General features: G+C 71.0%; 21 protein-coding genes. 7 read left to right on the plus strand and 14 right to left on the minus strand.

Translation table 11 applies throughout. From position 1 onward, the window contains the following. Nucleotides 1-180 precede the first annotated feature (180 nt). Complete coding sequence (locus ACH4DX_RS21060) at nucleotides 181-750, plus strand: GNAT family N-acetyltransferase (RefSeq protein ID WP_398156244.1); 570 nt, start codon at nucleotides 181-183, stop codon at nucleotides 748-750. 72 nt (nucleotides 751-822) lie between these two features. On the opposite strand, the gene ACH4DX_RS21065 is transcribed toward ACH4DX_RS21060, so the two are convergent. From ACH4DX_RS21065 to ACH4DX_RS21095, 7 genes are all read right to left on the minus strand, one after another. Continuing rightward, entirely contained in the window at nucleotides 823-2391 is a 1569-nt protein-coding gene (locus tag ACH4DX_RS21065; RefSeq protein WP_398156245.1) for a type IV secretory system conjugative DNA transfer family protein, read from the minus strand. 1 nt (nucleotide 2392) lies between these two features. After that, entirely contained in the window at nucleotides 2393-3814 is a 1422-nt protein-coding gene (locus tag ACH4DX_RS21070) for an ATP-binding protein (RefSeq protein WP_398156246.1), read from the minus strand. A 58-nt stretch (nucleotides 3815-3872) separates the two neighbouring features. Further along, nucleotides 3873-5432, minus strand: a complete 1560-nt coding sequence (locus tag ACH4DX_RS21075; protein ID WP_398120848.1) for an SCO6880 family protein — start codon at nucleotides 5430-5432, stop codon at nucleotides 3873-3875. Continuing rightward, complete coding sequence (locus ACH4DX_RS21080; protein WP_398156247.1) at nucleotides 5429-6763, minus strand: hypothetical protein; 1335 nt, start codon at nucleotides 6761-6763, stop codon at nucleotides 5429-5431. The genes ACH4DX_RS21075 and ACH4DX_RS21080 overlap by 4 nt, the downstream gene beginning before the upstream one ends. Continuing rightward, nucleotides 6753-7595 carry a hypothetical protein gene (locus ACH4DX_RS21085; RefSeq protein WP_398156248.1) on the minus strand — a complete coding sequence of 281 codons (843 nt, stop codon included), beginning with the start codon at nucleotides 7593-7595 and terminating at the stop codon, nucleotides 6753-6755. Before ACH4DX_RS21085 ends, ACH4DX_RS21080 begins: the two co-directional genes overlap by 11 nt. Nucleotides 7596-7768: 173 nt before the next feature. After that, nucleotides 7769-8077: a hypothetical protein gene (locus ACH4DX_RS21090; RefSeq protein WP_058846371.1), complete on the minus strand. Its 309-nt coding sequence runs from the start codon at nucleotides 8075-8077 to the stop codon at nucleotides 7769-7771. A 331-nt stretch (nucleotides 8078-8408) separates the two neighbouring features. Continuing rightward, complete coding sequence (locus tag ACH4DX_RS21095; protein WP_398156249.1) at nucleotides 8409-10070, minus strand: hypothetical protein; 1662 nt, start codon at nucleotides 10068-10070, stop codon at nucleotides 8409-8411. Nucleotides 10071-10721: 651 nt separating this feature from the next. Between ACH4DX_RS21095 and ACH4DX_RS21100 the strand changes: the two genes are divergently transcribed. Continuing rightward, nucleotides 10722-12017: an NlpC/P60 family protein gene (locus tag ACH4DX_RS21100; protein ID WP_398156250.1), complete on the plus strand. Its 1296-nt coding sequence runs from the start codon at nucleotides 10722-10724 to the stop codon at nucleotides 12015-12017. 316 nt (nucleotides 12018-12333) lie between these two features. Further along, a complete protein-coding gene (locus ACH4DX_RS21105; RefSeq protein ID WP_398120855.1) occupies nucleotides 12334-13038 on the plus strand; it encodes a phosphatase PAP2 family protein in 705 nt (234 codons plus the stop codon). Between the two features lie 21 nt (nucleotides 13039-13059). On the opposite strand, the gene ACH4DX_RS21110 is transcribed toward ACH4DX_RS21105, so the two are convergent. Together ACH4DX_RS21110 and ACH4DX_RS21115 are read right to left on the minus strand one after the other, a co-directional pair. After that, nucleotides 13060-14670, minus strand: coding sequence for an FAD-binding oxidoreductase (locus tag ACH4DX_RS21110; RefSeq protein ID WP_398156251.1), 1611 nt, complete (start codon nucleotides 14668-14670; stop codon nucleotides 13060-13062). An 82-nt stretch (nucleotides 14671-14752) separates the two neighbouring features. Then, a complete protein-coding gene (locus ACH4DX_RS21115; RefSeq protein WP_398120859.1) occupies nucleotides 14753-14911 on the minus strand; it encodes a hypothetical protein in 159 nt (52 codons plus the stop codon). 237 nt (nucleotides 14912-15148) lie between these two features. Here ACH4DX_RS21115 and ACH4DX_RS21120 point away from each other — a divergent pair, with 237 nt between their 5' ends. Both ACH4DX_RS21120 and ACH4DX_RS21125 read left to right on the plus strand, forming a co-directional pair. After that, on the plus strand, nucleotides 15149-16000 hold the full coding sequence (locus tag ACH4DX_RS21120) for a hypothetical protein (RefSeq protein WP_398120861.1): 852 nt from the start codon (nucleotides 15149-15151) through the stop codon (nucleotides 15998-16000). Between the two features lie 184 nt (nucleotides 16001-16184). After that, nucleotides 16185-16379, plus strand: coding sequence for a hypothetical protein (locus tag ACH4DX_RS21125; RefSeq protein ID WP_398120862.1), 195 nt, complete (start codon nucleotides 16185-16187; stop codon nucleotides 16377-16379). Nucleotides 16380-16666: 287 nt separating this feature from the next. Here ACH4DX_RS21125 and ACH4DX_RS21130 read toward each other — a convergent pair whose 3' ends face one another. Further along, complete coding sequence (locus tag ACH4DX_RS21130; RefSeq protein WP_398120864.1) at nucleotides 16667-17038, minus strand: metal-sensitive transcriptional regulator; 372 nt, start codon at nucleotides 17036-17038, stop codon at nucleotides 16667-16669. 167 nt (nucleotides 17039-17205) lie between these two features. On the opposite strand from ACH4DX_RS21130, the gene ACH4DX_RS21135 reads away from it, so the two are divergent. Beyond that, nucleotides 17206-17826, plus strand: a complete 621-nt coding sequence (locus ACH4DX_RS21135) for a DUF47 domain-containing protein (RefSeq protein ID WP_398120866.1) — start codon at nucleotides 17206-17208, stop codon at nucleotides 17824-17826. A 9-nt stretch (nucleotides 17827-17835) separates the two neighbouring features. Next, entirely contained in the window at nucleotides 17836-18834 is a 999-nt protein-coding gene (locus tag ACH4DX_RS21140) for an anion permease (protein WP_398120868.1), read from the plus strand. A gap of 284 nt (nucleotides 18835-19118) precedes the next feature. On the opposite strand, the gene pstB is transcribed toward ACH4DX_RS21140, so the two are convergent. The 4 genes from pstB to pstS all read right to left on the minus strand — a co-directional run bounded on the left by pstB (nucleotide 19119) and on the right by pstS (nucleotide 23275). Beyond that, the gene (gene pstB, locus ACH4DX_RS21145; protein WP_398120870.1) at nucleotides 19119-19895 is read right to left on the minus strand and encodes a phosphate ABC transporter ATP-binding protein PstB; all 777 of its coding nucleotides are present in this window, start codon (nucleotides 19893-19895) and stop codon (nucleotides 19119-19121) included. Between the two features lie 80 nt (nucleotides 19896-19975). Continuing rightward, complete coding sequence (gene pstA / locus ACH4DX_RS21150) at nucleotides 19976-21025, minus strand: phosphate ABC transporter permease PstA (RefSeq protein ID WP_398120872.1); 1050 nt, start codon at nucleotides 21023-21025, stop codon at nucleotides 19976-19978. Then, complete coding sequence (gene pstC, locus ACH4DX_RS21155; protein WP_398120874.1) at nucleotides 21022-22047, minus strand: phosphate ABC transporter permease subunit PstC; 1026 nt, start codon at nucleotides 22045-22047, stop codon at nucleotides 21022-21024. The genes pstA and pstC overlap by 4 nt, the downstream gene beginning before the upstream one ends. Nucleotides 22048-22150: 103 nt before the next feature. After that, nucleotides 22151-23275 carry a phosphate ABC transporter substrate-binding protein PstS gene (gene pstS, locus ACH4DX_RS21160; RefSeq protein ID WP_398120875.1) on the minus strand — a complete coding sequence of 375 codons (1125 nt, stop codon included), beginning with the start codon at nucleotides 23273-23275 and terminating at the stop codon, nucleotides 22151-22153. Between the last annotated feature and the right edge of the window lie 324 nt (nucleotides 23276-23599).

Genomic DNA, 23599 nt, shown 5'->3' on the forward strand with positions numbered 1-23599 from the left:
GGTACTGCAGGGGGGACCCTGTGGGAGAGTAGGACGCCGCCGAACAAATTTTATGGGAAACCCCCGCACCTCACGGTGCGGGGGTTTTCTGCGTTCAGGACCGGTCACGGCCAGGTCAGCACCAGCTGCTCGTGGGCAAATCGCGTTGCGTGCGGTCGGTCCGCCGCCCAAGATCGGTGTATGGAACACCTCATACGGTCCGTGCGCACCGAGGACTGGCAGAAGGTCCGTGAGCTGCGGCTGCTCGCCCTGCGGGACCCGGCGGCTCCGGTCGCCTTCCTGGAGACGTACGAGAGCGCCGTCGCCAAGCCCGACGCCTACTGGCAGGAACGCACGGAGGGAGCCGCGGTGCCCTCGCGCGGGATGCGGCAGTTCATCGCCGAAGGGCGGGACGGGGCCTGGGCGGGCTCGGTGACCGTGCTGATCGAGGAGCCGGGGACACAGGGCGCGCTCGGCACGGAACGGACCACGGTGCGGCAGGCGCATCTCGTGGGTGCCTTCGTACGGGCCGAGTACCGCGGCACGGGCCTCACCGACGCGCTGTTCGCAGCGGCGGTCGACTGGGCGCGAGCACCCGGGGCCGAGGGAGCGGGCGTGGACCGGGTGCGGCTCTTCGTGCACGAGGACAACCCGCGCGCGGAGGCGTTCTACCGGAGGTTCGGGTTCGTACCCAGCGGGGAGGCCGTGCCCGTGCCGGGGGACCCGGAGGCGCGGGAGCGGGAAATGGTGCTCGAGCGGGCCGGGGGTTAGCCCGGCAGCCCCACCGGCCGGCTGCACCGGTCCCGTACGCCGGTCCCGTACGCCAGTCGACTCGCCGCCCGGTCAGACCGTCAGCTCGTCGTGCGGCCAGCGGGCGCGGCCCTGTTCGCGGGAGCGGAGCAGGGCCAGCGTCGGCATCCCCCGTTCCGCGCCGGTGGCGAGCAGCTCCGGGAGCTGCGGGAGCGGGGCGACCGCGGCGACATCGTCGAGCACGAGGGCGAGTGGTGGGTCGAGCCGACCGGAGGATGACCGTTCGGCCATGCGCCGGCCGTGCTCGACCACGCTGGAGGCGAGTGCCGTGAGGAGCGGCATGGCGCCGGGATCGGTCTTGGGGTCCTCGATCGCCTCGCCCACCACAAAAAGCGTGCCCCCTTCATCGATGAAGGAATCCAGGGTGAGCGCATCAGTTCGGTTCGGTGTGCACGACTCCCGTACGTTCACCGTGAAAAGGGCCGAGAGCGCACGGGCCGTCAGCTCCTGTGCGATGTCCCGGCGTTCGGGGTGCGCGGTGAGCGCGGACTCCAGCTCGCCCGCCGCGCCCGGACTCGCCTTGGGGTGGGTGCGCAGGATGCGGACGGCGTCCTGGACCTGGGTGCCCTGGGCCCAGCGGTGTACGTGCTTGATGTTGCGGCCGTCGACGGCGGCGGCGTGCAGGAAGCTGCGCAGCAGGGTGTCGGCGGTGTCGGCGACCGCGGTGTCCAGTTTGGCGCTCGGTCTGATCGGGGCGAGCAGGGATCTGGCGCGGTGGGCGGCCGTGGCGCTCTCCTCGCAGCCCGAGGTGGGGGGCCAGTGGAGGCGGGCCGGGGTGTCGCAGAGGTGGGAGGGGTCGTAGACGAGGACGGGGCCGAGTTTGGCTCTCGCGTCCTTGGTCTCCTCCCACAGGGTGGGGTCGGAAGTGACGATCAGGGCTGCGGACTCCGCGGTGGCGATGGCCTCTGCTGCCAGGGGGCGGTGGGTTGCTCTTGTGCCGAGGACCAGCGGGGTACGGGGGGTGGGGAACGTCGGCGTTTTGGACAGGACCACATCGGGTGCCGTCGGTGCCGTCGATGGCACCGGGTCCGTGGGGGCGGGGGTCGTCGGTGTGGGCGCGGTGCCGTCGTGGGCTGTGCCCACCCTTTCCCGAGCTCTCGGCTCCGCTCGAACGGGACCGGCAGCGGGGGTGGCGTCCACTGTGGGAGCCGGAGCCGGAGCCGGAGTGGAGTGTTCCGGCGCCGGGTGGTGCTGGACGGGTGCCGCTCTGCGGGCCCTGCGGACGGCTCGGTAGCGGGCCACCGTGCCCAGGGTGAAGACGGTCAGGACGACGAGGATCATGACCTGGCCGATGAGGAGGCCCCAGAAGAGGCCGTAGCCGGAGAGCTGGTCGCCCGGTGTCCTGGGCCAGGCGCCCGGGATGTCGTGCGGCTCCTCGATCAGGTGCCGTACGGCGGGCGGCGTCTCGCCGAACGTCACGTGCTCCGGCCACGCGCCGTGCGCCCACCAACCCGCGATGCCCGTGGCGGACCAGACCAGCACCACCATGCCGAGCAGGAAGGCGAGTACGGCCACCAGGAGGCCGTCCGGCACACCGCCCCGCCCGCGCGCCCCCTCGTCGGGCGCGGGCCCCCGCTCCCGGTAACGCCCGTCCGGCCGCATGTCACGCCACCGTCGACCGGGAGCCCGCCGGGCCGTCGCCCAGCTGCTTCTCCATGTACGCGGCCCTCTCCTCCGCCTCCCGTTCCGCGGCCACCAAGGCGTCGTGGGCGAGCAGGTCGCTCGCGGACTCCGTCATGGCGCGGTCGGTGAAGACCAGGGGGCGTTCCGTCTCCGTGATCAGGTGCTTCACCACCTGGACGTTGCCGTTGACGTCCCAGACGGCGATGCCGGGCGTCAGCGTGGGGATGATCTCGACGGCCCAGCGCGGCAGGCCGAGGACACGGCCGGTGGCGCGGGCCTCGTCGGCCTTCTGGGCGTAGATGGTGCGGGTCGACGCCATCTTCAGGATGGCGGCGGCCTCCTTGGCGGCTGCTCCGTCGACGACGTCGGAGAGGTGGTGGACGACCGCGATGAAGGACAGGCCGAGCCGGCGGCCGAACTTCAGGAGGCGCTGGAATAGCTGTGCCACGAAGGGCGAGTTGATGATGTGCCAGGCCTCCTCGACGAGGAAGATGCGCTTCTTCCGGTCGGGGCGGATCCAGGTGTGCTCCAGCCACACGCCGACGATGGCCATGAGGATGGGCATGGCGATGGAGTTGCGGTCGATGTGGGAGAGGTCGAAAACGGTCAGGGGCGCGTCCAGGTCGATGCCGACGGTCGTGGGGCCGTCGAACATGCCGCGCAGGTCGCCGTCCACGAGCCGGTCGAGGACCAGGGCCACGTCCAGGCCCCAGGCCCGGACGTCGTCTATGGCGACGTTCATCGCCTCCGCGGACTCCGGTTCGGGGTGGCGCAGCTGGTCGACGATGTCGGTGAGGACGGGCTGGCGGTCGGCGATGGTCTCGTTGACGTAGGCGTGCGCGACCTTCAGGGCGAAGCCCGAGCGCTCGTCGAGGCCGTGGCCCATGGCCACCTCGATGATCGTGCGGAGCAGCGCGAGCTGGCCCGTCGTGGTGATCGCCGGGTCCAGGGGGTTGAGGCGGATGCCCATGTCGAGGGCGGCCGTCGGGTCGAGCCGGACGGGAGTTATGCCCAGTTCCTGCGCGATGAGGTTCCACTCGCCCACGCCGTCCTCGCCCTGGGCGTCCAGGACGACGACCTGGCGGTCCTTGAACCGCAGCTGGCGCAGGACGTACGTCTTCTCCAGGGCCGACTTGCCGTTGCCCGACTCGCCGAGCACCAGCCAGTGCGGCGCCGGGAGCTGCTGCCCGTACAGCTGGAACGGGTCGTAGATGTAGCCCTTGCCGGAGTACACCTCACGGCCGATGATCACGCCGGAGTCGCCGAGGCCGGGCGCGGCCGTCGGCAGGTAGACCGCCTGGGCCTGCCCCGTCGACGTACGCACCGGCAGGCGTGTCGTCTCGACCTTCCCGAACAGGAAGGACGTGAACGCGTCCGTGAGGACGGTCAGCGGGTCCCGCATCGCACCTTCACACCCTTACCGTTGGCCTGTTCGTCGGCGGTGCCGCGTCGCAGGACCGTCATCGACGGATGCCGGTCGCGAACGGCAGCGTGTTCACAAATGCCCGGTGGTGCTCGCGATCGCACCACTCCAGCTTCAGATACGACTTTCCGGCCGATGCCCTTATGGTCCGCTTGTCGCGGGCGAGGGCCTCCGGGGAGCGGGACGACACCGTGATGTAGCCGACCAGGTTGACGCCCGCCGCGCCGCTCGCGAGGTCCTCGCCGCGCTGGTCCAGGCGGGAGTGCGAGGCGATGTCGCGGGGGTCGACGGTGCGGTTCATCTTGGCCTGGCGGCTGGCCTCGGCCTCGTCGTTGGTCTTCTCGGTCAGCATCCGCTCGATGGCGACCTCGGTGGGCTCCAGGTCCATCGTGACGGCGACGGTGCGGATGACGTCGGGGGTGTGGACGAGCAGCGGGGCGAGGAAGTTGACGCCGACGGGGGTCATCGGCCACTCCTTCACCCAGGCCGTGGCGTGGCACCAGGGGGCGCGGGTGGAGGACTCGCGGGTCTTCGCCTGGAGGTAGGTGGGCTCCATCGCGTCCAGCTCGGCGGGCCAGGCGTTGCGTTTCGTCATCGCCTGGATGTGGTCGATGGGGTGGTCCGGGTCGTACATGGAGTGCACGAGGGAGGCGAGGCGGCCCTGGCCGAGGGGCTGGCGGACGCGGATGTCCGCCTCCTGGAGGCGGGAGCAGATGTCGGTGAGCTCACGGGCCATGACGATGGCGAGCCCGGCGTCCTTGTCCAGCTTGCGACCGCCGCGGGGGTGGCCGGCGCGCGCCATGGCCTGGGCCTCGGCGGCGAGGTCGCGGGAGTAGTGCATGCAGGCGACGAGGTAGGCGCGGTGCTGCTCGCTGCTGGTGGACACCATCGACTGGAGCTGGTCGTAGGAGTGCTGGAGCCAGGGCAGGGAGCGGTCGTCGCCGCGGGCGGTGACGTCCTTGGCGTGCGCGTCCGGGTCGGCGGGCAGCGTGCGGGCCAGCATCTGGAGCCGGGTCACGAAGCCGTCGCCGTTGGCGACGTGCTTGAGGAGCGTGCCGAAGCGGTCGACGAGGGCCTCCTGGTCCTCGCTGTCGCGCAGCCCGACGCCGGGGCCCTCGATCTCGATGGCGGCGGTGACGGTGCGCCGGTCGGCGTGCAGGAGTACGGCGATCTCGTCGGGTCCGAAGGGGGCGGCGAGCCAGTTGATGCGGCCGATGCCGGGCGGCGGTCCGACCTCGACCTCGCGCCCGTCGAGGCGTACGCCCGCCTCGGCGGCGCCCGAGCGGTAGGTGGTGCCGCGCTTGAGCGACCGCTTGAAGCTGCGGTTGATCTCGAACCACTTGTAGAACGTGCGCTGCTTGAAGGGCAGGTAGACCGCCGCGATGGCGATCAGCGGGAAGCCCATGAGCAGGACGAGGCGCAGTGCGAGGAAGGGGATGAGGATGCCGCACATCATGCCGAGGAAGCCGCCGGCGATGATCAGGGCGATCTCGCCGGTCTCGCGGTTGCGGCCGATGATGGCGTTCGGCCGGGCGCGGCCGATCAGATAGGTGCGGCGGGGCGTGACCGGTGGGGACACATGGGACTGGGTCGTCAACGCCCTTCACCTCCAGGACTGTTGGTGCTTCCGGTGCGTTCGCCCGCGTGCGGTGTGCTCGACGGGCTGGTGCGGGGCGGGGGTGCGGCGGGGGCGGAGCCGCCGCCCGAGGGGGGCGCCGAGCGGTGGCCGTGGGTGGACACACCGCTGCCGACGGCGTTGGCCGTGGCGGGCTGGGCCGGGCTGTCGCCGCCGCCGGCCTGGCCGCCGCCCGCCTTGCCGTTGGAGCGGGCGCTGTGGGTGCGGATGCCCTGGGCGACCCAGGCGGCGGGCGAGTTGAGGGCGGTGGCGGCGCGGTTCTCGGCGCCGCGCATGAGGCGGTTGTTGCGGGTGGCCATGATGTCGTCGCCGAAGCCGGGGACGAAGCGGTAGATGGAGGCGCTTGCGAAGATCGCGAGGAGGATGACGGAGAGCCCGGACACCACGGCGGACAGGGAGTCGGGGCCGTCCTCGCCCTGGAGCGCGCCCGCGATCCCGAGGACGATGACGATGATCGGCTTCACCAGGATGATCGCGATCATCAGGCCCGCCCAGCGGCGGATGCGGCCCCAGGTGTTCTTGTCCACGAGGCCGGAGTAGACGACCGTGCCGAGGAGCGCGCCGACGTACAGCATGGCGGCGCGGATGACGAGCTCCAGGCAGAGGATGCCCGCGGCCGCGATGGACACGGCGGAGACGACGATCAGCATGATCGGGCCGCCGCCGATGTCGGTGCCCTTGTCCAGGGCCTGCGAGAACGTGCCGAAGAACTCGTCGGTCTCGCCGCCCACCGAGCTGGCCAGCACCTCGGAGATGCCGTCGGTCGCGGACACGATGGTGGCCAGGATCAGCGGGGTGAACGCCGAGGCGAGGACCGTCAGCCACAGGAATCCGATGGCCTCGGACAGCGCGGTGAGCATGGGCACGCCGCGGATGGCGCGCTTGGCGACCGCGAGCAGCCACACGATCAGCGTCAGGACGGTCGACGCGGCGAACACCACGGCGTACTGCTGAAGGAACTTCTCGTTGGTGAAGTCCACCGCGGCGGTCTCGTTCACGTACTCCGTGAGCTTGTTGACGATCCATGAGGCGGCGTCGCCGAAGCCTTTGGCGAGGGAGGCGAGGGGGTCGAGGCTCTCGAGGCCACCGCCCTCGTCGGTCGGGGACCTGGGGGTGCGGCTGTCTCCGCCCTCGCCCTGCTCGCAGTACTTCTTGGCGGGGCCGTGGATGAGGCGGCAGGGGTCGTCGTCGGGTGCGGCGGCGGCGCGGGTGGCGAAGAGGAGGACAGCGGTCTGCACGGCCGCGACGGCGGCGGTGACGGCCAGCACGGGATGGCGTCGACTACCGGGCATAGGTGAACCCTCCGTACCCTTCGACCGCCTCGGCGATCTCGTCGGAGCTGGACGCGCGGTCGTCGCCCGGGACCGGGGCGGGACCTTCCTTCTGCGAGTGGGTGGTGATCTTCCAGTCGCCGTCTGTCCACCGCAGCTTCATGGTGATGGTGAACCAGCTGCTGGTGACCGGCTTGGTGGACTGCTCCCCTGCGAGCCCGAGCAGCCCGCCGCACCAGGCCTCCACCGTTGCCCTGCCGTCGCCGAACTCGACGACCTTGGTGCCGATCGGGCTGGTGCGCGAGACGAACTGGAAACCGCTCGGCGTGGTGCCGTCCGGGTTGAGGCCCACGTTCTTGAAGAAGGCGGGGTTGTACGCCTTGTCGAGATCCGCCGCGAACCCGTCGACGCTGCCGGGAGCCATGATGGCCTTGAGGATGCCGACCCGTTTGGACTTGTCGAACATCTCGGCGGAGCCGAGCGCCACCGCGTAGTTGGCGGCCGCGCTCTGCGCACCCTGCTCGCTCTCGGAGTAACCGGAAGGAATCCCTCCCGTGCCCCCGCTCACCGGCTTCTCCCCGGAGGCAGCCGTGGACGCCGCCTCCGGCCCCTTCCCGCCGCCCCGGCCCCCGTCGCCCCCGTCGTCGGACGACGACCCGCCGCGGTTGGCGAAGGCGATGGCCGCGATGAGGAGGACGACGACGCCGACGACGGTGACGACGCTGCGGGAGGGGGACCGTCCCGCGGAACGGCCGGATCTGCGCGCCGGGCCGTACCCGTCCGCGCCGTCGCGCTCGGGGAGCCGCGTCCGCGTCTCGCCCGTACCGCCGAAGAGGTCATCGTCATCGCTCATGCCGCGTACGTCCCCTCAACCTCTTGCTCGACCGCGCGGTCCGTCGGGTGGACCAGACACGACGGTAGCCGTGCTGGTTCCCGCGCGGGCGCGGTGTGGTGACTCGACATCAGGGAGTTGCAACCTCAGCCGGTGGGCACGACGGACGGGGAAGGAACGGGTGGCAGGGCCGGTCAGACCGCCATGCCGTACACGATGGTGAACAGCGTGCCCAGTGATCCGATGATGAAGACGCCGGTGAGCCCGGCGATGATCAAACCTTTGCCCTGCTCCGCGCTGAAGGTGTCCCGCAGCGCCGTCGCGCCGATGCGCTGCTTGGCGGCGCCCCAGATCGCGATGCCGAGGCACAACAGGATGGCGATCGCCATCACCACCTCGATCATCACGCGCGCCTCGTTGCCCAGGCTCCCGAAGGGGCCCCAGTCGGGGGCGATCCCACCGATGATGGTGTTGATGTCGCCCTTCTCGGCTGCCATAAGCATGTGTAACTCACCGCCCCTAGTGCGTTGTTCCGGCACCTCTGCTCACCTCTGCCTACCCAGTGCAGAGGACGGAGCTCATTCTCGCTGACAATCGGCCCGGCGCGTGCCGCCTTGACGTCAATTGTTGGCCGACTTCGTGCGTTTCGTCGTACGCAGCCCACGTCGCCGGTCGGCGGCGAGCGCAGAACGGTATACGAGGGAACGTATGGTCACTCTGTGTATCACGCGGGGTGACGCCGGGCAATCAATGTCCGGCGTGGCCGCTGACGTCACCTCGGGCACGGGCGGGCCGGCCGCCCCTGACGGGGGGCCGGCTCGGGGCGGGTGCGGGTCAGGAGCGGGGTGCGAAGTCGCCGAGGCCGCCGCTGACGACGTACGCGCAGTCCGTGTAGCGGTAGCCGCTCTGGACCGTGGCGCCGTCGCTGTGGTTGCGGACCAGGCCGCTGCTGCCGATGGCGGCGGTGTCGCGCTTGTAGAGGAAGTGGTACTCGCCGGGCGGGAGCCGCAGCGTCTTCTGCGGATAGCTGCGGCCGCTCGCCTTGCAGGCCTTGGACTTGCCTTCGGCACGGGTGCTGTACGTGGTGCAGCCCGCGCAGGCGCCGAGCTTGACGCTGCCGGTGGCGGGCCCCGTGAACAGGATCTCGACGGCGCCGGGGCCGTCGTTGCGCACCACGAAGTCCTGGCCGGAGCCGGGTCCGCGCTGCGCGGGCAGCCTGCCGCCCGCCTGCGGCCTGACGGCGGCGACCTCGGCGGCGATGGCGATGGTCCTGGCGCGTTCGCGCTTGCCGCTGGCCCGGTAGGTGTCCGCGAAGCCGTCGAGGGTCCTCGCGGCCTCGCTGTAGCGGCCGTCCTCGAACTGGTCGACCCCGCAGGCGTAGGTGCCGGACTCGACGGCGTCGGCGGCCTTCGTGCCGAGCGGGGCGCCCGCTCCTGCGGGCAGCGAGACGGTGGTGGCGCGGATGGCGCGCAGCTCGCCCGCCGCCGTGCAGGGGTCGGCGCCCCTCAGCTCGGCGGTGCGGTCGTCGATGGCGGCGCGGATGCCGGGCACGACCTTGTCCGCCGCCGCGGAGCCGGGGAAGGTCTCCAGGAGTTCGCGCAGGTCGGAGCCGCCTTTGGTCGTGCCGAGCGAGGTCATCCCGCAGGCGTGGAGGGAGTCGGCGAGGCGGCTGTCGGGCCAGCTCGCGAGGCGGCCGAGGCGCTCCTTGCCGACGGTGCCCGGCAGGGTGCGCAGATACTTCAGCGGTTCGACGGCTTCGCAGTACTGCTTCTCGGTGTACGGGGCCGCGACGGACTTGTAGTACGCGTCCAGGCGGCCGGGTACGCGGTCGGCTGCGCGGGAGTCCGCGTGGTCGTCTAGGAGGCCGCGGTAGATGTCCAGGGCGGTGCCGTACTGGTTCTTCGTGGCGGCGAAGGGGCGGCCGCCCTGGTCCTCGACGATGCGGTCGGCCTTGCTGAGGCGGTCCAGCAGCATGTCCTCGACGGCCTCGTCCTTGGCGGTGTCGTAGGCGAGGGCGCCGGAGGCCGGGACGGCGAGCAGCACGATGCCGAGTGCCGCCGCGAGGGGTGCCCGCAGGCGCCAGCCGATGGGTGCGCGCAGGGCCCTGCGGGCGGCGTCGGCTGCGGCGAGCACGAGCACGGCGAGATAGCCGAGGAGGGCCCCGCCCGGTACGCCGTCCACGTCGGCCGGCAGCGCGACCAGGAGCAGCCCGGCGGTGGCCGCCCAGCACAGCGCCGCCGGCAGCCAGGCCTTGATCAGCACGTACCCGAGGCCGAGCCCGGTGAGGTTGAGCAGCGCGGCGGCGAGCGGCCGCAGGGGCTCGCGCGGAGCGGGTTCCGGCGGGGGCGCCCCGGGCCGTGTGGCGGTCCCCAGGACCTCGGGGGTGCCGTAGGGCCCGGGGGCGGCCGGGGATGGGGCGGCGTAGGGGTGCGGTGGGCCGTAGGCGGGGTGGGGCGGGGGTGCCGGGTACACCGGTGCCGGTGGCGCGCCCGGCATCGTCCCCCCTGGCGCGCCCGGGGGTGTCCCCGGGGGCTGGGTGGGCGGGGGGCCGAAAGTGCCGGGGGTGCGCTGGGGCGGGTCGGGGTTGCCTCGGGGTGGATCGGGGTTGCCGGGAGGCGGTCCGGGGTTGCCGGGAGGCGGTCCGGGGTTGCCGGGAGGCGGACCGGGGGTGCCTTGAGGCGGACCGGGACTGTCGAGACTGTCCTGAGGCCGATCGGGGTCCCCGTGAGGCGGGTCAGGGTAGCCCCGAGCCCCGTGCGAGTGGTCCTCCGGGGCGGTGGGTGCCTGCCGGGCACCGGGCTCGTCGGAGCGGCCGTCGGGATCCGGGTGCCGGTCCACCGGCTCCCCGCCCCGGTCGTCGGGTCGCTTGGACTCCATCTGCGGCTCCCCCCAGCCGTAAGGCGCGGCTGACCGGCAGCGGGCAGTCCCCTCCGCCCGCGCCCCCCGCGCTCAACGCCCCTACATTCTGGCAGAGTTGGCGCTCCGTCAATCGCCGGTGACGGACTGTTTCCCGTCATGTGTGCGGGGGCATGTCGGCCAGGGGGCAGGGGAAGCGTGCTCTCCGGGGCGTGTGTTCCGCGCCGGTGCGGAGACCGTCGCCCCTACACTGGGTCCGGCGGACTCCCGGGAGCCTTGGGGTGGTTGACGGTGCGTAAGACGTGGCTGCTCGCGGCCGTCGCGTTCAGCGGGTCCATGGGGTTCATCGGGCTGCTCGTCATCGGGACGTTCGTCGTCGCGGGCAGCACGGCGGGGGGTGCCGGGGGCGGCGGGAACGTCGGCCTGGCCAAGGGCGCCGTACCGGCGTCGTACCAGCCCCTCGTACAGAAGTGGGGCAATCTGTGCAAGGCCATCAACCCGGCCCTGCTCGCCGCCCAGCTGTATCAGGAGAGCGGCTTCAACCCGCGCGCGAAGAGCCCCGCCAAGGCGCAGGGCATAGCGCAGTTCATCCCGGGGACGTGGGCCACGCACGGGATCGACGGGGACGGGGACGGGGACCGGGACGTGTGGGATCCCAAGGACGCCATCCCCTCCGCGGCCTCGTACGACTGCCAGCTCGCGAAGTACGTGAAGGACGCGCCCGGCGACCCGACGAAGAACATGCTCGCCGCGTACAACGCGGGCGCCTACGCCGTGCTCAAGTACGGCGGGGTGCCGCCGTACAACGAGACGCAGAACTACGTCAAGATCATCACGACCCTCGAGCAGAGTTTCGCCAGGCCCATCGGCCGGGTGAATCCATCGCAGCAGGCGGCGGGAGCGATCTCCTACGCGCAGCGGAAGCTGGGCACGGAGTATCTGTGGGGCGGCAACGGAACCGCCGACCAGAACGGCAGGTTCGACTGCTCGGGGCTGACGCTCGCCGCGTACCGCAGCGTCGGGATCGACCTGCCGCGCGTGGCCAACGACCAGTACAACGCCGGGCCGCACCCCAAGCGGGAGGAGCTGCTCCCGGGCGACCTGGTCTTCTTCTCGGACGACCTCGGCAACTCGCGCGCCATCCGGCACGTCGGCCTCTACGTGGGCGGCGGCTACATGATCGACGCCCCCCGGCCGGGCGCGGTGATCCGCTTCGACCCGGTTGACACCCCGGACTACTTCGGCGCCACGCGGGTCACCGAAGATGGCGCAAAAGCGATCCCCGGGAAGCCGGTGGAGAAGCGTGTCGAGCGTGCGGAGGAGAAGCCGGAGGGGCGCGAGGAGCCCGCGGGGCCGGAGAACGGCACGGGTGCGGAACCGGGTGCCGGGACGGACGAGGGCGGTGCGGGCGCAGGGGCGGCGGAGGCCGCCGCGGGCGATGCCACCAGGGAACCGGCCCGCACACCTGCCGGAGAGACCTCCGGAGGGCCGGCCGGGGAGCCCTCGGGCGAACCGTCCGGCGGTCCCGTCGGACGGCCGTCGGGACGGCCCGCGGACAGCGGCGCGGACGGGCGCGCGGGGGCCTGACCCGCGCCCCGCGGGCCGCGCGGGCGCTCTGCCCGAGTGCTGAGCGGAGGCCCGCGCGCGGCGCGTGCGCCGTGTGATCTGGCTTGAACCCTCCGTCAGAGCAAGCCCCTGAGCTGCGGCGATGAATCTCTCTTCGATAACGTCTGAGTGATCTTTCGGTGGAGAGTGGAACGTAGTGAGGGGGACCGGGCGTTCCCTTGACTGGTACGGGATAGACGGCACGCACGCGGGCACGACTGCACTGACCACGGGGGTTGATGGAAGGGCGCGCAACGGCGCGCGCTCATGAGTGAAGAGGACAAGGGGCCGCAGCACCATGGCTGGACTCGATGATTCCGGGTCGAACCCCGATGTCAGCCTGCTCTACGACATCAACGGCATGGCAGACGACGCCCCTGGCTGGCTGGCCAGGGCGATCGCGTTCGTCGGCGAGTACGGACTGCTGCTCGCCCTCGTCCTGCTCGTCGTGTGGTGCTGGTGGGGCGCCCGAAGACGAGGCGCACTCGACGACGCCGCCACCTCCGTCGCCGCCGTGGTGTGGGCGCCGCTCGCCGCCGGTGTCGCCGTTCTCGTGAACATCCCCATAAGGGGCTTCGTGGAGCGGCCACGGCCCTTCGAGGACCACCAGGGCCTGGACGTCCTCGTCGACGGCAAGAGCGACTTCTCCTTCGTGAGCGATCACGCGACGCTCGCGATGGCCATCGGCGTCGGCCTGTTCGTCGCCCACCGCAAGTTCGGCATCGCCGGCATCGCGCTGGCCGCCGCCGAAGGCTTCTGCCGCGTCTTCATGGGCGTGCACTACCCCACGGACGTCGTCGGCGGCTTCGCGCTCGGCACGGCGGTCGCGCTGCTGCTCTCCCCGCTCGCCATGGCCCTCCTGACGCCGCTCGCCAAGGCCGTCGGACGCTCGGCGCGGGCCTCCCGGCTGGTGTGGCGCGGAGCGGGCGACGTCGAGCCCGTCGCCACGCTGACCGAGCAGGAGACGGCGCCGGAGGCGGACGAGCGGGACCTGGCGGCGTAGCGCCCCGGCGGTCCGCGCCGCCTACAGCGCCTGCGGGAACGAGAAGAAGCGCGTCGGGTCGTACCGCTGCTTCACCTTCTTCAGGCGCGGCGCCGCAGGACCGTAGTAGGCCTCGCGCCAGTTGGTGAGCGTCGGGTCCGTGTAGTTCTGGTACGCCGCCCCGGACGCGTACCGCGTCAGCGCGCCGTGGGCCGAGTCGAGCCAGGCCCGGGAAGTGCTGCCGGACGTGCCGGGGCGCCAGGACACTATGTACTGCGCGAGCATCCGCGAACGCCGGTGCACGAAGGACGTCGCCGTCGGGTCGACGCGGTTGACGGCGCCGCCGAGCGCGGTCAGGGCGATGCTGCCCGCCGTGCCGCGCGGGCCGCGCACCGACTCGATCCGCGCGAGCATCGCGCGGATTCCGGCGCCGGACAGCGACCGGTCGAAGAAGTCGGAGCGGGCCGCGTACGTCTCCCTGCCGAGCGCGCCGCTCGGCGTACGCCCCGGTGTCGACCCGGGCAGATGGCACTGCGCGTCCGTGGCGAACGACGAGCAGCCCGCGTACACCTCCATCGCCTGCTCGTAGGAGCGGCGCTTCAACGACACGCTGCGCGCCGGCGCGCCCACCTTGTCCGCGAGCCGGTCCACGGCGTTCTGCAACGAGCCGTACGTGCCGAGCGAGAACGCCGCGACCGAGACGGTGGGCGTGCCGCCCGGCACGGCGGCCAGGTGCAGCGACGACCAGATCTCGTCCGGCTGCGCGGGACCCCACGCCTGCCATGCCTTGAGCACGGCGGCGGCCTTCGACCAGGGCCAGCTCAGATAGGCGGAGACGGCCTGCGGGGCCGGGTGGGTGCGGAAGGTCAGCTCGGTGACGACGCCGAACTGGCCGTTGCCCGCGCCGCGCAGGGCCCAGAACAGCTCCTTGTTCTCGGTCCTGTCGGCCCTGATCTGCTTGCCGTCGGCCGTGACCAGCGTCGCACCGGTGAGGCTGTCGCAGGTGAGGCCGTAGGCGCGGGAGACCACGCCGTGGCCGCCGCCGAGGGTGAGGCCGCTGATGCCGACGGTCGGGCAGGAGCCCGCCGGGACGGTGACGCCCTTGGCGGCCAGCGAGCGGTAGACGTCGATGAGCTTGGCGCCGCCGCCGATGGTGGCGGTGGTGCCGGAGCTGCGTACGCGGTTGAGCTTCGACACGTCGATGACGAGGCGGCCGGTGCCCGACGACCAACCGGCGTAGGAGTGCCCGCCGTTGCGGATGGCCACGGGGGTGTCGTGGGCACGGGCGTACGCCAGGGTGGTGCGGATGTCGTCCACGCCCGCCACATAGGCGACGGCGGTGGGCCGCAGGTTGTCGAAGCGGGTGTTGTAGAGCTGGCGCGCGGTGGCCCAGGCGGCCTCGTCAGGGCGTATCAGGGTGCCGTCCAGATCCCTGGCCAGAGCCGCGAGGTTCGCCGGAGCGGAGGCGGCCGCGGTCTTCATGGGGGTGGTGCCCCCGCTGCCGCCCGCGCTGCCGCCCCTGCTGTCCAGGGCGCCGCTGTCGCCCGTGCCGCCGGACCCGGCGGCGGTGTCCTTGGCGCTGCCCGAGCAGGCGGCGGTGGCGCCCGCCGCGAGTGCGGCGGTGGCCGTTCCGAGGAACGTACGTCGTTGCATGAGGCCCTCCCGTTGCTTCCCGCACAACGAGACGGTGCGGGCGCGGTACGGGTTCCCCGGCGCGGCGACATCGGATCCGCCGCTACATCGGCCGGGTGAGGTGGTCGGCGGCGTCGGCGCGGGCCTTGCTGCGGGCTCTGCGGGCAGGACCGCGCCAGCCGCAGGTGCAGCGGGCGGCGCAGAACGGGCCGTTCTCGACGGTGGAGGTCCGGTGGGGCTCGGGAGGTTGCTGCTGGGCCACGCGGCCACGGTACGCCGGTCAGGTGAACGCCCCCGTCGGCGGCGCCCCGTCAGGGGCGCGGGGAACCGCGCGACCAGCCACGGAGGTGCCGCAGACGCGTCCGCCGAGCAACTGCGCGGACGCGTCTGCGCTTGTCGCGCGTCGAGCGCGCGGCTCCCCGCGCCCCCTGCGGGGCGCACCCCACCGTCGCGTGACGGGGGCCCGTACCGGTCGTTAGTCAAAACGACAACGGAAGGGATGGGGGTCGCCGGCGCGATGGGGCAGCAGCACAGGCACACGGGCAGAGCGACCGCCGCGGCCACGGTCGCCGCGGCGGGCCTCATGGCGCTCGTCACGGGCTGCTCCGGCGGTGGCGCGGTGGCCGGCGACGACCCGGCGGCCGCCGACCCCGTGGGCGCCGTGCGCGAGGCCGCGGACTCGCCGGAGCGCGTCGGCAGCGCCAGGGCGCGCACCTCCATGGAGATGGCGAGCGGCGGCACCCGCGTGACGGTCACCGGGCGCGGCGGGTACGACTTCCGGCGCCGCGTCGGCCGCTTCGACGTCGTCCTGCCCGAGGACCCGGCGGGCACCCGCGGCGAGCACAGGCCCCCGGTCACGGAGCTGATGGCGGGCGGCGACCTGTACATGAAGAACCGCGGGGCCGGGGTGCCCGCCGACAAATGGGTGCGCATCGAGCCCGCCCAGCTGTCCGACGGCAACCTCGTCACCGGCGGCGCCACCGACCCGCTGGTCGCCGCGGAACTCCTGCGCGGCGCGCGGCGGGTGACGTACGTGGAGCACACCCGGGTCGGCGGCGTCGACGTGGTCCACTACCGCGGCGTCGTCGACCTCGCCCGCGCCACGCGGTCCGCTTCGAAGGAGCACGGCCCCGCGCTGCGGTCAGCACTGGCGAAAGGGTTCAGCAAGGGCCGCGTGCCCTTCGACGCCTACCTCGACGAACAGGGGCGGCTGCGCAAGGTCCGCCACCAGTTCAAGGTGGCCAACGCGGCGGTGGCGTCGACGACTTCGCTGTACGCCTTCGGGACCCGGGTCCACGTACGGCTCCCCGCGGACAAGGACATCTTCGCCGGGAAGATTGCCGAGCGCTGAGCCGTTGCACTTGGGGGTGGCCCGCTGAACGGCGGTGACCGCCCTCGGCGGCACAGGCCTCGGACCGTCGGGGCGGAGGGGGGAATGAGGGGTGCAATATGGTCCGTCCGTGCCATGCGCGGTGCGCAGGCCGCTCCCTACTCTAGGAAGCCGGTACCGGCACGACCGTGGTCAGGAAGAGGTGGTGAACGTGGCTCCGCTGGGTGGGACGGCAGTTCAGGACCACGTTGCCCTCGCCGAGATCGAGCTGTGCGGCGAACTGATCATCGCGGCGTCCGCCGCGCGCGGGGAGCGGCTCAGCGCTGACCGGATCGACGAGGTGCTCCAGGTCTCCGACGGGTACGAGGGCGGGGTGGGCCGGGACGAATCCCGGCCGTAGGCCCAACCCCCGGGCCCCGGCCCCCGGCCCGCACCCGGGCCCGGCCCCCGGCCCGCGCCCGGCCCTCAGCTCGGCCCGCGCCCGGGCCCCGGCCCGCACCCCGGCTCAGCCCGGCCCGCGCCCGACCCCCGCCAAGGATGCTCCCGACCCCGCCAGCAACACTCCGCACCGTTTACCGGACGTTGTCCCATGGGTTTCCGGACTTTTGTTTCGCCGCTTCACGGCGGGTCCTCCCCGCCCACTCGCCCCTTTTGTCCGCATGTGCTCCGGAGGGCGAACGGTGCGTGTCACGTACGGAGCATCCGGGCGATCGCCTTCGTCGCCTCCTCCACCTTCGCGTCGATCTCGTCGCCGCCCTTGACCGCCGCGTCGGCGACGCAGTGGCGCAGGTGCTCCTCCAGGAGCTGGAGGGCGAAGGACTGGAGGGCCTTGGTGCCCGCGGAGACCTGCGTGAGTATGTCGATGCAGTAGACATCCTCCTCGACCATGCGTTGCAGGCCACGGATCTGGCCCTCGATGCGGCGCAGGCGCTTGAGGTGTTCGTCCTTCTGCTTGTGGTACCCGTGCGTCTTGTGGGCCTGGCCGGGCTCGGCCGTCCGGTCGGGGCCGGAGGGCGCTTCGGTGGTCGTGGCCGCGCCGGCCGCGTCGGTGGTCGTCATCGCGTCCTCCTGTGCATACCCCTGGTGGGTATAGGGTAGCCGATTCCTCGGGTGGTGTGCTGATCACTGTGCCTGATGGGCGACACTGGGGTCTGGCCGGTTAGCCGTGGCCGGATGATGCGCCTAGCATCAGCCTGACCGCATCCAGAGCACCCCGAGGACCCCACGTGCGATTTCGTCTGACCCCCAGGGAGACGAGCTTCTACGACATGTTTGCCGCGTCCGCGGACAACATCGTCACAGGCTCCAAGCTCCTGATGGAACTGCTCGGGGCCGATTCTTCGGCCCGGGCCGAGATCGCAGAGCGTATGCGGGCCGCGGAACACGCGGGGGACGACGCGACGCATGCGATCTTCCACCAGCTGAACTCCTCGTTCATCACGCCGTTCGACCGCGAGGACATCTACTCCCTCGCGTCCTCGCTCGACGACATCATGGACTTCATGGAGGAGGCCGTCGACCTGGTCGTCCTCTACCAGGTGGAGGAGCTTCCCAAGGGAGTGGAGCAGCAGATCGAGGTGCTCGCCCGCGCCGCCGAGCTGACGGCCGAGGCCATGCCGCACCTGCGCACCATGGACAACCTCACCGAGTACTGGATCGAGGTCAACCGCCTCGAGAACCAGGCCGACCAGATCCACCGCAAGCTCCTCGCGCAGCTCTTCAACGGCAAGTACGACGCCATGGAGGTGCTGAAGCTCAAGCAGATCGTCGACGTGCTCGAAGAGGCGGCCGACGCGTTCGAGCACGTCGCCAACACGGTGGAGACCATCGCGGTCAAGGAGTCCTGAGGCACCTCCATGGACACCTTCGCGTTGATCGTGACCATTGGCGTCGCGCTCGGTTTCACGTACACGAATGGCTTTCACGACTCCGCGAACGCCATCGCCACCTCCGTCTCCACGCGTGCGCTCACGCCGCGCGCGGCCCTCGCCATGGCCGCGGTCATGAACCTCGCCGGTGCCTTCCTCGGCAGCGGCATCGCCAAGACGGTCAGCGAGGGGCTGATCGAGACGCCGCACGGCAACAAGGGGATGTGGATCCTCTTCGCCGGTCTGGTCGGAGCGATCGTCTGGAACCTCGTCACCTGGTACTTCGGCCTGCCCTCCTCCTCGTCGCACGCGCTCTTCGGCGGCCTGGTGGGCGCCGCGCTCGCCGGTGGCATCGGGGTGATCTGGTCCGGGGTGGTCGAGAAGATCGTCATCCCCATGTTCCTGTCGCCCCTGGTCGGTCTGGTGATCGGCTATCTGGTGATGTGCGCGATCATGTGGATGTTCCGCAAGTCCAACCCGCACAAGGCCAAGCGCGGCTTCCGGATCGCCCAGACCGTCTCGGCGGCCGGCATGGCGCTCGGGCACGGCCTCCAGGACGCCCAGAAGACGATGGGCATCGTGGTGATGGCCCTGGTCATCGCGGACGTCGAGGACCCGGGCGACCCGATCCCGATCTGGGTCAAGATCTCCTGTGCGCTGATGCTGTCGCTCGGTACGTACGCGGGCGGCTGGCGCATCATGCGGACCCTCGGCCGCAAGATCATCGAGCTGGACCCGCCGCAGGGCTTCGCGGCGGAGACCACGGGCGCGGGCATCATGTTCACCACCGCGTTCATGTTCCACGCGCCGATCTCCACGACGCACGTCATCACGTCCGCGATCATGGGCGTGGGTGCGACCAAGCGGGTGAACGCGGTGCGCTGGGGCGTCGCCAAGAACATCATCCTGGGCTGGTTCATCACGATGCCCGCCGCTGCCCTGGTGGCCGCGGTGAGCTTCTGGGTCGTGAATCTGGCGTTCCTGTAGGCGGCCCTCCCTGGGCCCGCGCGGGTCCTCCGCGGGCCCGGCCGGGGCTGCTGCGGGCCTGCTCGTGAGTGGAGAGCCCCCGGTTCGGATCGGTTGATCCGGGCCGGGGGCTCCGTCGTCCCCGCTGCTTCCGGGGCCGCGGCGCAGGCCGCGGCCGGGGCGGGCGAGGGGGGTGCGGCAAAGGCGCGGGCCCGCCCCCCGGGAGCCAGGGGGCGGGCCCTTTTGCGTCCCTGCGGTGGCACCGCCATGCAGCACCGCGGGGAGTTCTTTCCGGCCGGGGAGGCTCAGCCGAAGCGGCCGGAGATGTAGTCCTCGGTGGCCTGGACCGACGGGTTGGAGAAGATGCGCTCCGTGTCGTCGATCTCGATGAGCTTGCCGGGCTGGCCGACCGCCGAGAGGTTGAAGAAGGCGGTGCGGTCCGAGACACGGGCCGCCTGCTGCATGTTGTGCGTCACGATGACGATCGTGAAGCGCTCCTTCAGCTCGCCGATGAGGTCCTCGATGGCGAGGGTGGAGATCGGGTCGAGCGCCGAGCAGGGCTCGTCCATCAGGAGCACCTGCGGCTCCACGGCGATGGCGCGGGCGATGCACAGGCGCTGCTGCTGACCGCCGGAGAGCCCGGAGCCCGGCTTGTTCAGGCGGTCCTTGACCTCGTTCCAGAGGTTGGCGCCCTTGAGGGACTTCTCCACGACGTCGCTGAGTTCGCTCTTCTTGTACGAGCCGTTGAGCTTCAGGCCCGCCGCGACGTTGTCGTAGATCGACATGGTGGGGAAGGGGTTCGGGCGCTGGAAGACCATGCCGATGGTGCGGCGCACGTTCACCGGATCCACGCCGGAGCCGTACAGGTCGTCGCCGTCGAGGAGCACCTTGCCGTCGACACGACCGCCGGGGGTGACCTCGTGCATGCGGTTCAGGGTGCGCAGGAACGTGGACTTGCCGCAGCCGGACGGGCCGATGAAGGCCGTCACGGAGCGCGGCTCCACGGTCATGGAGATGTCTTCGATCGCCTTGTGTGAACCGTAGTAGGCGTTGAGGCCGGATACGTCGATTCGCTTGGCCATGGAGATCACTGCTTTCGGGAAGTCTGCTGTCGGTCGCCGGGTGGTCCCCGCTCGACGGAGCGGAGCCGTGGGGAGTCGCCTCAGCGACCGGTCTTCGGGGCCTTCCAGCGGGCTATGCCACGGGCCACGAGGTTGAGGATCATGATGAAGGCGATCAGGGCGAGCGCCGCCGCCCAGGCACGGTCGTAACCGGGCTGGGTACCGGACGCGTACTGCTGGTAGATGTACAGCGGCAGTGAGCCCTGCGAGTTCTCGAACGGGTTCGTGTTGATGAAGGGGTTCACCGACACCAAGAGCAGCACGGGCGCGGTCTCACCGGCGATACGGGCGATCGCCAGCATGATGCCGGTCGTGATGCCGCCGATCGCGGTGGGCAGGACCACCTTCAGGATGGTGCGCCACTTCGGTACGCCGAGTGCGAGGGAGGCCTCGCGCAGCTCGTTCGGTACGAGTTTCAGCATCTCCTCGGTGGAGCGCACGACCACCGGCATCATCAGGATCGCCAGGGCCATGGCGCCGGCCCAGCCGGAGGGGTCGAAGCCCAGGATCAGGATCCAGAGACTGAGGACGAACAGACCGGCGACGATCGACGGGATGCCCGTCATCACGTCGACGAAGAACGTGACGGCCTTGGCGAGCTTGCCCCGGCCGTACTCGACCAGGTAGATCGCGGTGAGCACGCCGATCGGCACGGCGATCAGGCTGGCGAGGGCCACCTGTTGCAGGGTGCCGATGATGGCGTGGTAGATGCCGCCACCGGTCTCCTTGTCGGCGACCACGCCCATGGAGTGGGTGAGGAAGTAGCCGTCGAAGACCTCGGAGCCGCGCTTGACGGTCTCGAAGATCAGGGATGCGAGGGGAAGCACGGCCAGCAGGAACATCACCCACACCATCGAGGTGGCGAGGCGGTCCTTCGCCTGGCGGGTGCCCTCGACGGACACGGCGAGGCCGTAGCTGACGCCGACGTGGAGGACGGCCGCGATCAGGCCCCACTGGATGCGGGAGTCGAGTCCGGCTCCGACACCGATGCCGACGCCGACAGCCAGCGAGCCCAGGGCGACGACGTACGGGGTCCACTGCGGGAGGCGGGCGGTCCTGAGGCCGGAGGCCTTGACGGTGCTGGTGCTCATGCGTTGGCCCCCGAGTACTCCTTGCGGCGCGCGATGATCAGGCGGGCCGCGCCGTTGACAAGGAGAGTGATGACAAAAAGGACCAGACCGGAGGCGATGAGGGCGTCCCGGCCGTACTGGTCGGCCTCGTTGAACTTGCTGGCGATGTTCTGGGCGAAGGTGCCGCCCCCGTAGTCGAGCACGGATGCCTGGATGAGGAACGTCGGCGAGAGCACGGTGGCCACGGCGATCGTCTCGCCGAGCGCGCGGCCGAGACCCAGCATGGAGGCGGAGATGATGCCGGAGCGGCCGAAGGGCAGCACCGACATGCGGATGACCTCCCAGCGCGTGGCGCCGAGGGCGAGCGCGGCCTCCTCGTGCATCTTCGGCACCTGGAGGAAGACCTCGCGGCTCACGTTGGTGATGATCGGCAGGATCATGATCGCGAGCAGGATGCCGACGGTCATCAGGGAGCGCGGGGAACCGCCGTCGTACGAGAAGATCCCGGTCCAGCCGAAGTAGTCGTCGAGCCAGCCGTAGAGGCCGGTCAGGTTGGGTGCGACCACGATGGCGCCCCACAGGCCGTAGACGATCGACGGCACGGCGGCGAGGAGGTCGATCACGAAGGCGATGGGGGTGGCGAGCCTGCGCGGCGCGTAGTGCGAGATGAACAGGGCGATGCCGATGGCCACCGGGACGGCGATGAGGAGCGCGATGATCGAGCTGACGATCGTGCCGAAGACCAGCACGGCGATGCCGAAGACCGGCTTGCCGCCCGTGGTGATGCCGGCGGGGTCCCACTCGAACGTGGTGAAGAAGTCGCCTTCGTTGTCGGCGAGGGCCTTGGACGCGCGGTAGGCCAGGAACGCCGCGATGGCGGCCATCGTCACCAGAAGCGCGATGCCGGAGCCGCGGGAGAGGGCGAGGAAGACCCGGTCACCGGGGCGGGTGGCGCCGCGGGCGGCGCGCTTCTGCTCGGCGGTCGCGGGCTCGGCGTCGGTGGCCGGTGGGCGTGGTGGTGGGGTGTCCGTGGATATGTCCATGAGGTTCTCCGGTCTGCGGAGCCGGCCTGCCGGTGGGCGGCGTGACTCCTGGCGGCGGTGCACCGGACGGCGCGGCCCACCGGTGGTGGGCCGCGCCTGTGGGTCAGCTCAGGCCTGCGACGGTCTCGCGGACCTTGGTGATGATCTCGTCAGGGATCGGCGCGTAGCCGTTGTCCTTGAGCACGGCCTGGCCGTCCTCGCTGGCGATGTAGCTGAGGAAGGACTTGGCGGTGGGCAGCGTGTCCTTCTTGTTGCCCTTCTCGCACAGGACCTCGTACGTCACCAGGGTGATCGGGTACGCGCCCTCGGCGGTGGGCTTGTAGTTCAGCTCGAGGGCGAGGTCCTTGCCCTCACCGACGGTCTTGGCCTCGGAGATCGCCTTGGAGGCGTTGTCGACCGTGGCCTCCACCGGCTCCTTGGCCTCGGTCTTCAGGTCGACGGTCTTGATGCCCTCTTCGGCGTACGACAGCTCCATGTACGAGATGGCGCCCGCGGTCTGCTTCACCTGCTGGGCGACACCGGAGGAGCCCTGCGCGGACTGGCCGCCCTTGGGCGTCCAGGTCTTGCCGGGCTCGTAGGGCCAGGCGGACGGCGCGGCGCCCTTGAGGTACTTGGTGAAGTTGTCCGTGGTGCCGGACTCGTCCGAGCGGTGGAAGGCCTGGATCTTGGTGCTGGGGAGCTTGGCGTCGGGGTTGAGCTTCTCGATCGCCTTGTCGTCCCAGTTCTTGATCTTGTTGTTGAAGATGTCGCCCAGGGTCTTGGCGTCCAGGACGAGCTTGTCGACGCCCGGGACGTTGAAGCCGACCGCGATCGGGCCGCCGACCATCGGCAGGTCGATGGCCTGGCTGTCCTTGCAGACCTTCTTCTTCGACTCGGCGATCTCGTCCGGCTTCAGGGCCGAGTCGGAACCGGCGAAGACGCTCTGGCCCTGGAGGAACGCCGTGATCCCGGCGCCGGAACCCGTCGGGTTGTACTGCACCTGCACGTCCTTGCAGGCGGCCGTGTACTGCTTCACCCAGGCGTCGATGGCGTTCTTCTGGGCGGACGAGCCGGACGCGGCGAGCTGGCCCTTGGCGCCCTCGCACTTGATGTCGCTGGCGGCGTTCGACTTCTTGCCGCCCTCCTTGTCACCCGTGTCATCCGAGCCGCACGCCGTGAGGGCCAGGGCGCCGGAGACGGCGAGAGCACCGAGGGTGAGGGCCCGCCGGTTCTTGCGCTGAAGCTTCACTTTCGGGAGTTCCTTCCGGGAGCCGCCTCACGGGGCGGCGTGCGAAGTGGTTCGAGTGGCCGTAGGTGGCCGGGCCGTGCCCGTGCTGTCGGTGGATCCGTTCGATCGCGCCGCCATCACGTAGGGCCGAAATTAGGCAGAACAGGTGACGCGGTCGATGGCCGTAAGTGAACGGGCGGTGAACCTACGAGGACTTTGTGGTTAGGTCACGGTCGGATTACGTCGTGGGGGACGCAACGGGCGAAGTCGCCCCGCAAACGTCCACTTCCAGCCTCGCTTTTGATCACGCACAGTGTCCATGCGAGTACGTCTCGTTCTTGCGGC

The organism is Streptomyces sp. NPDC017940 (assembly GCF_044328435.1).
Taxonomy (GTDB): Bacteria; Actinomycetota; Actinomycetes; order Streptomycetales; family Streptomycetaceae; genus Streptomyces.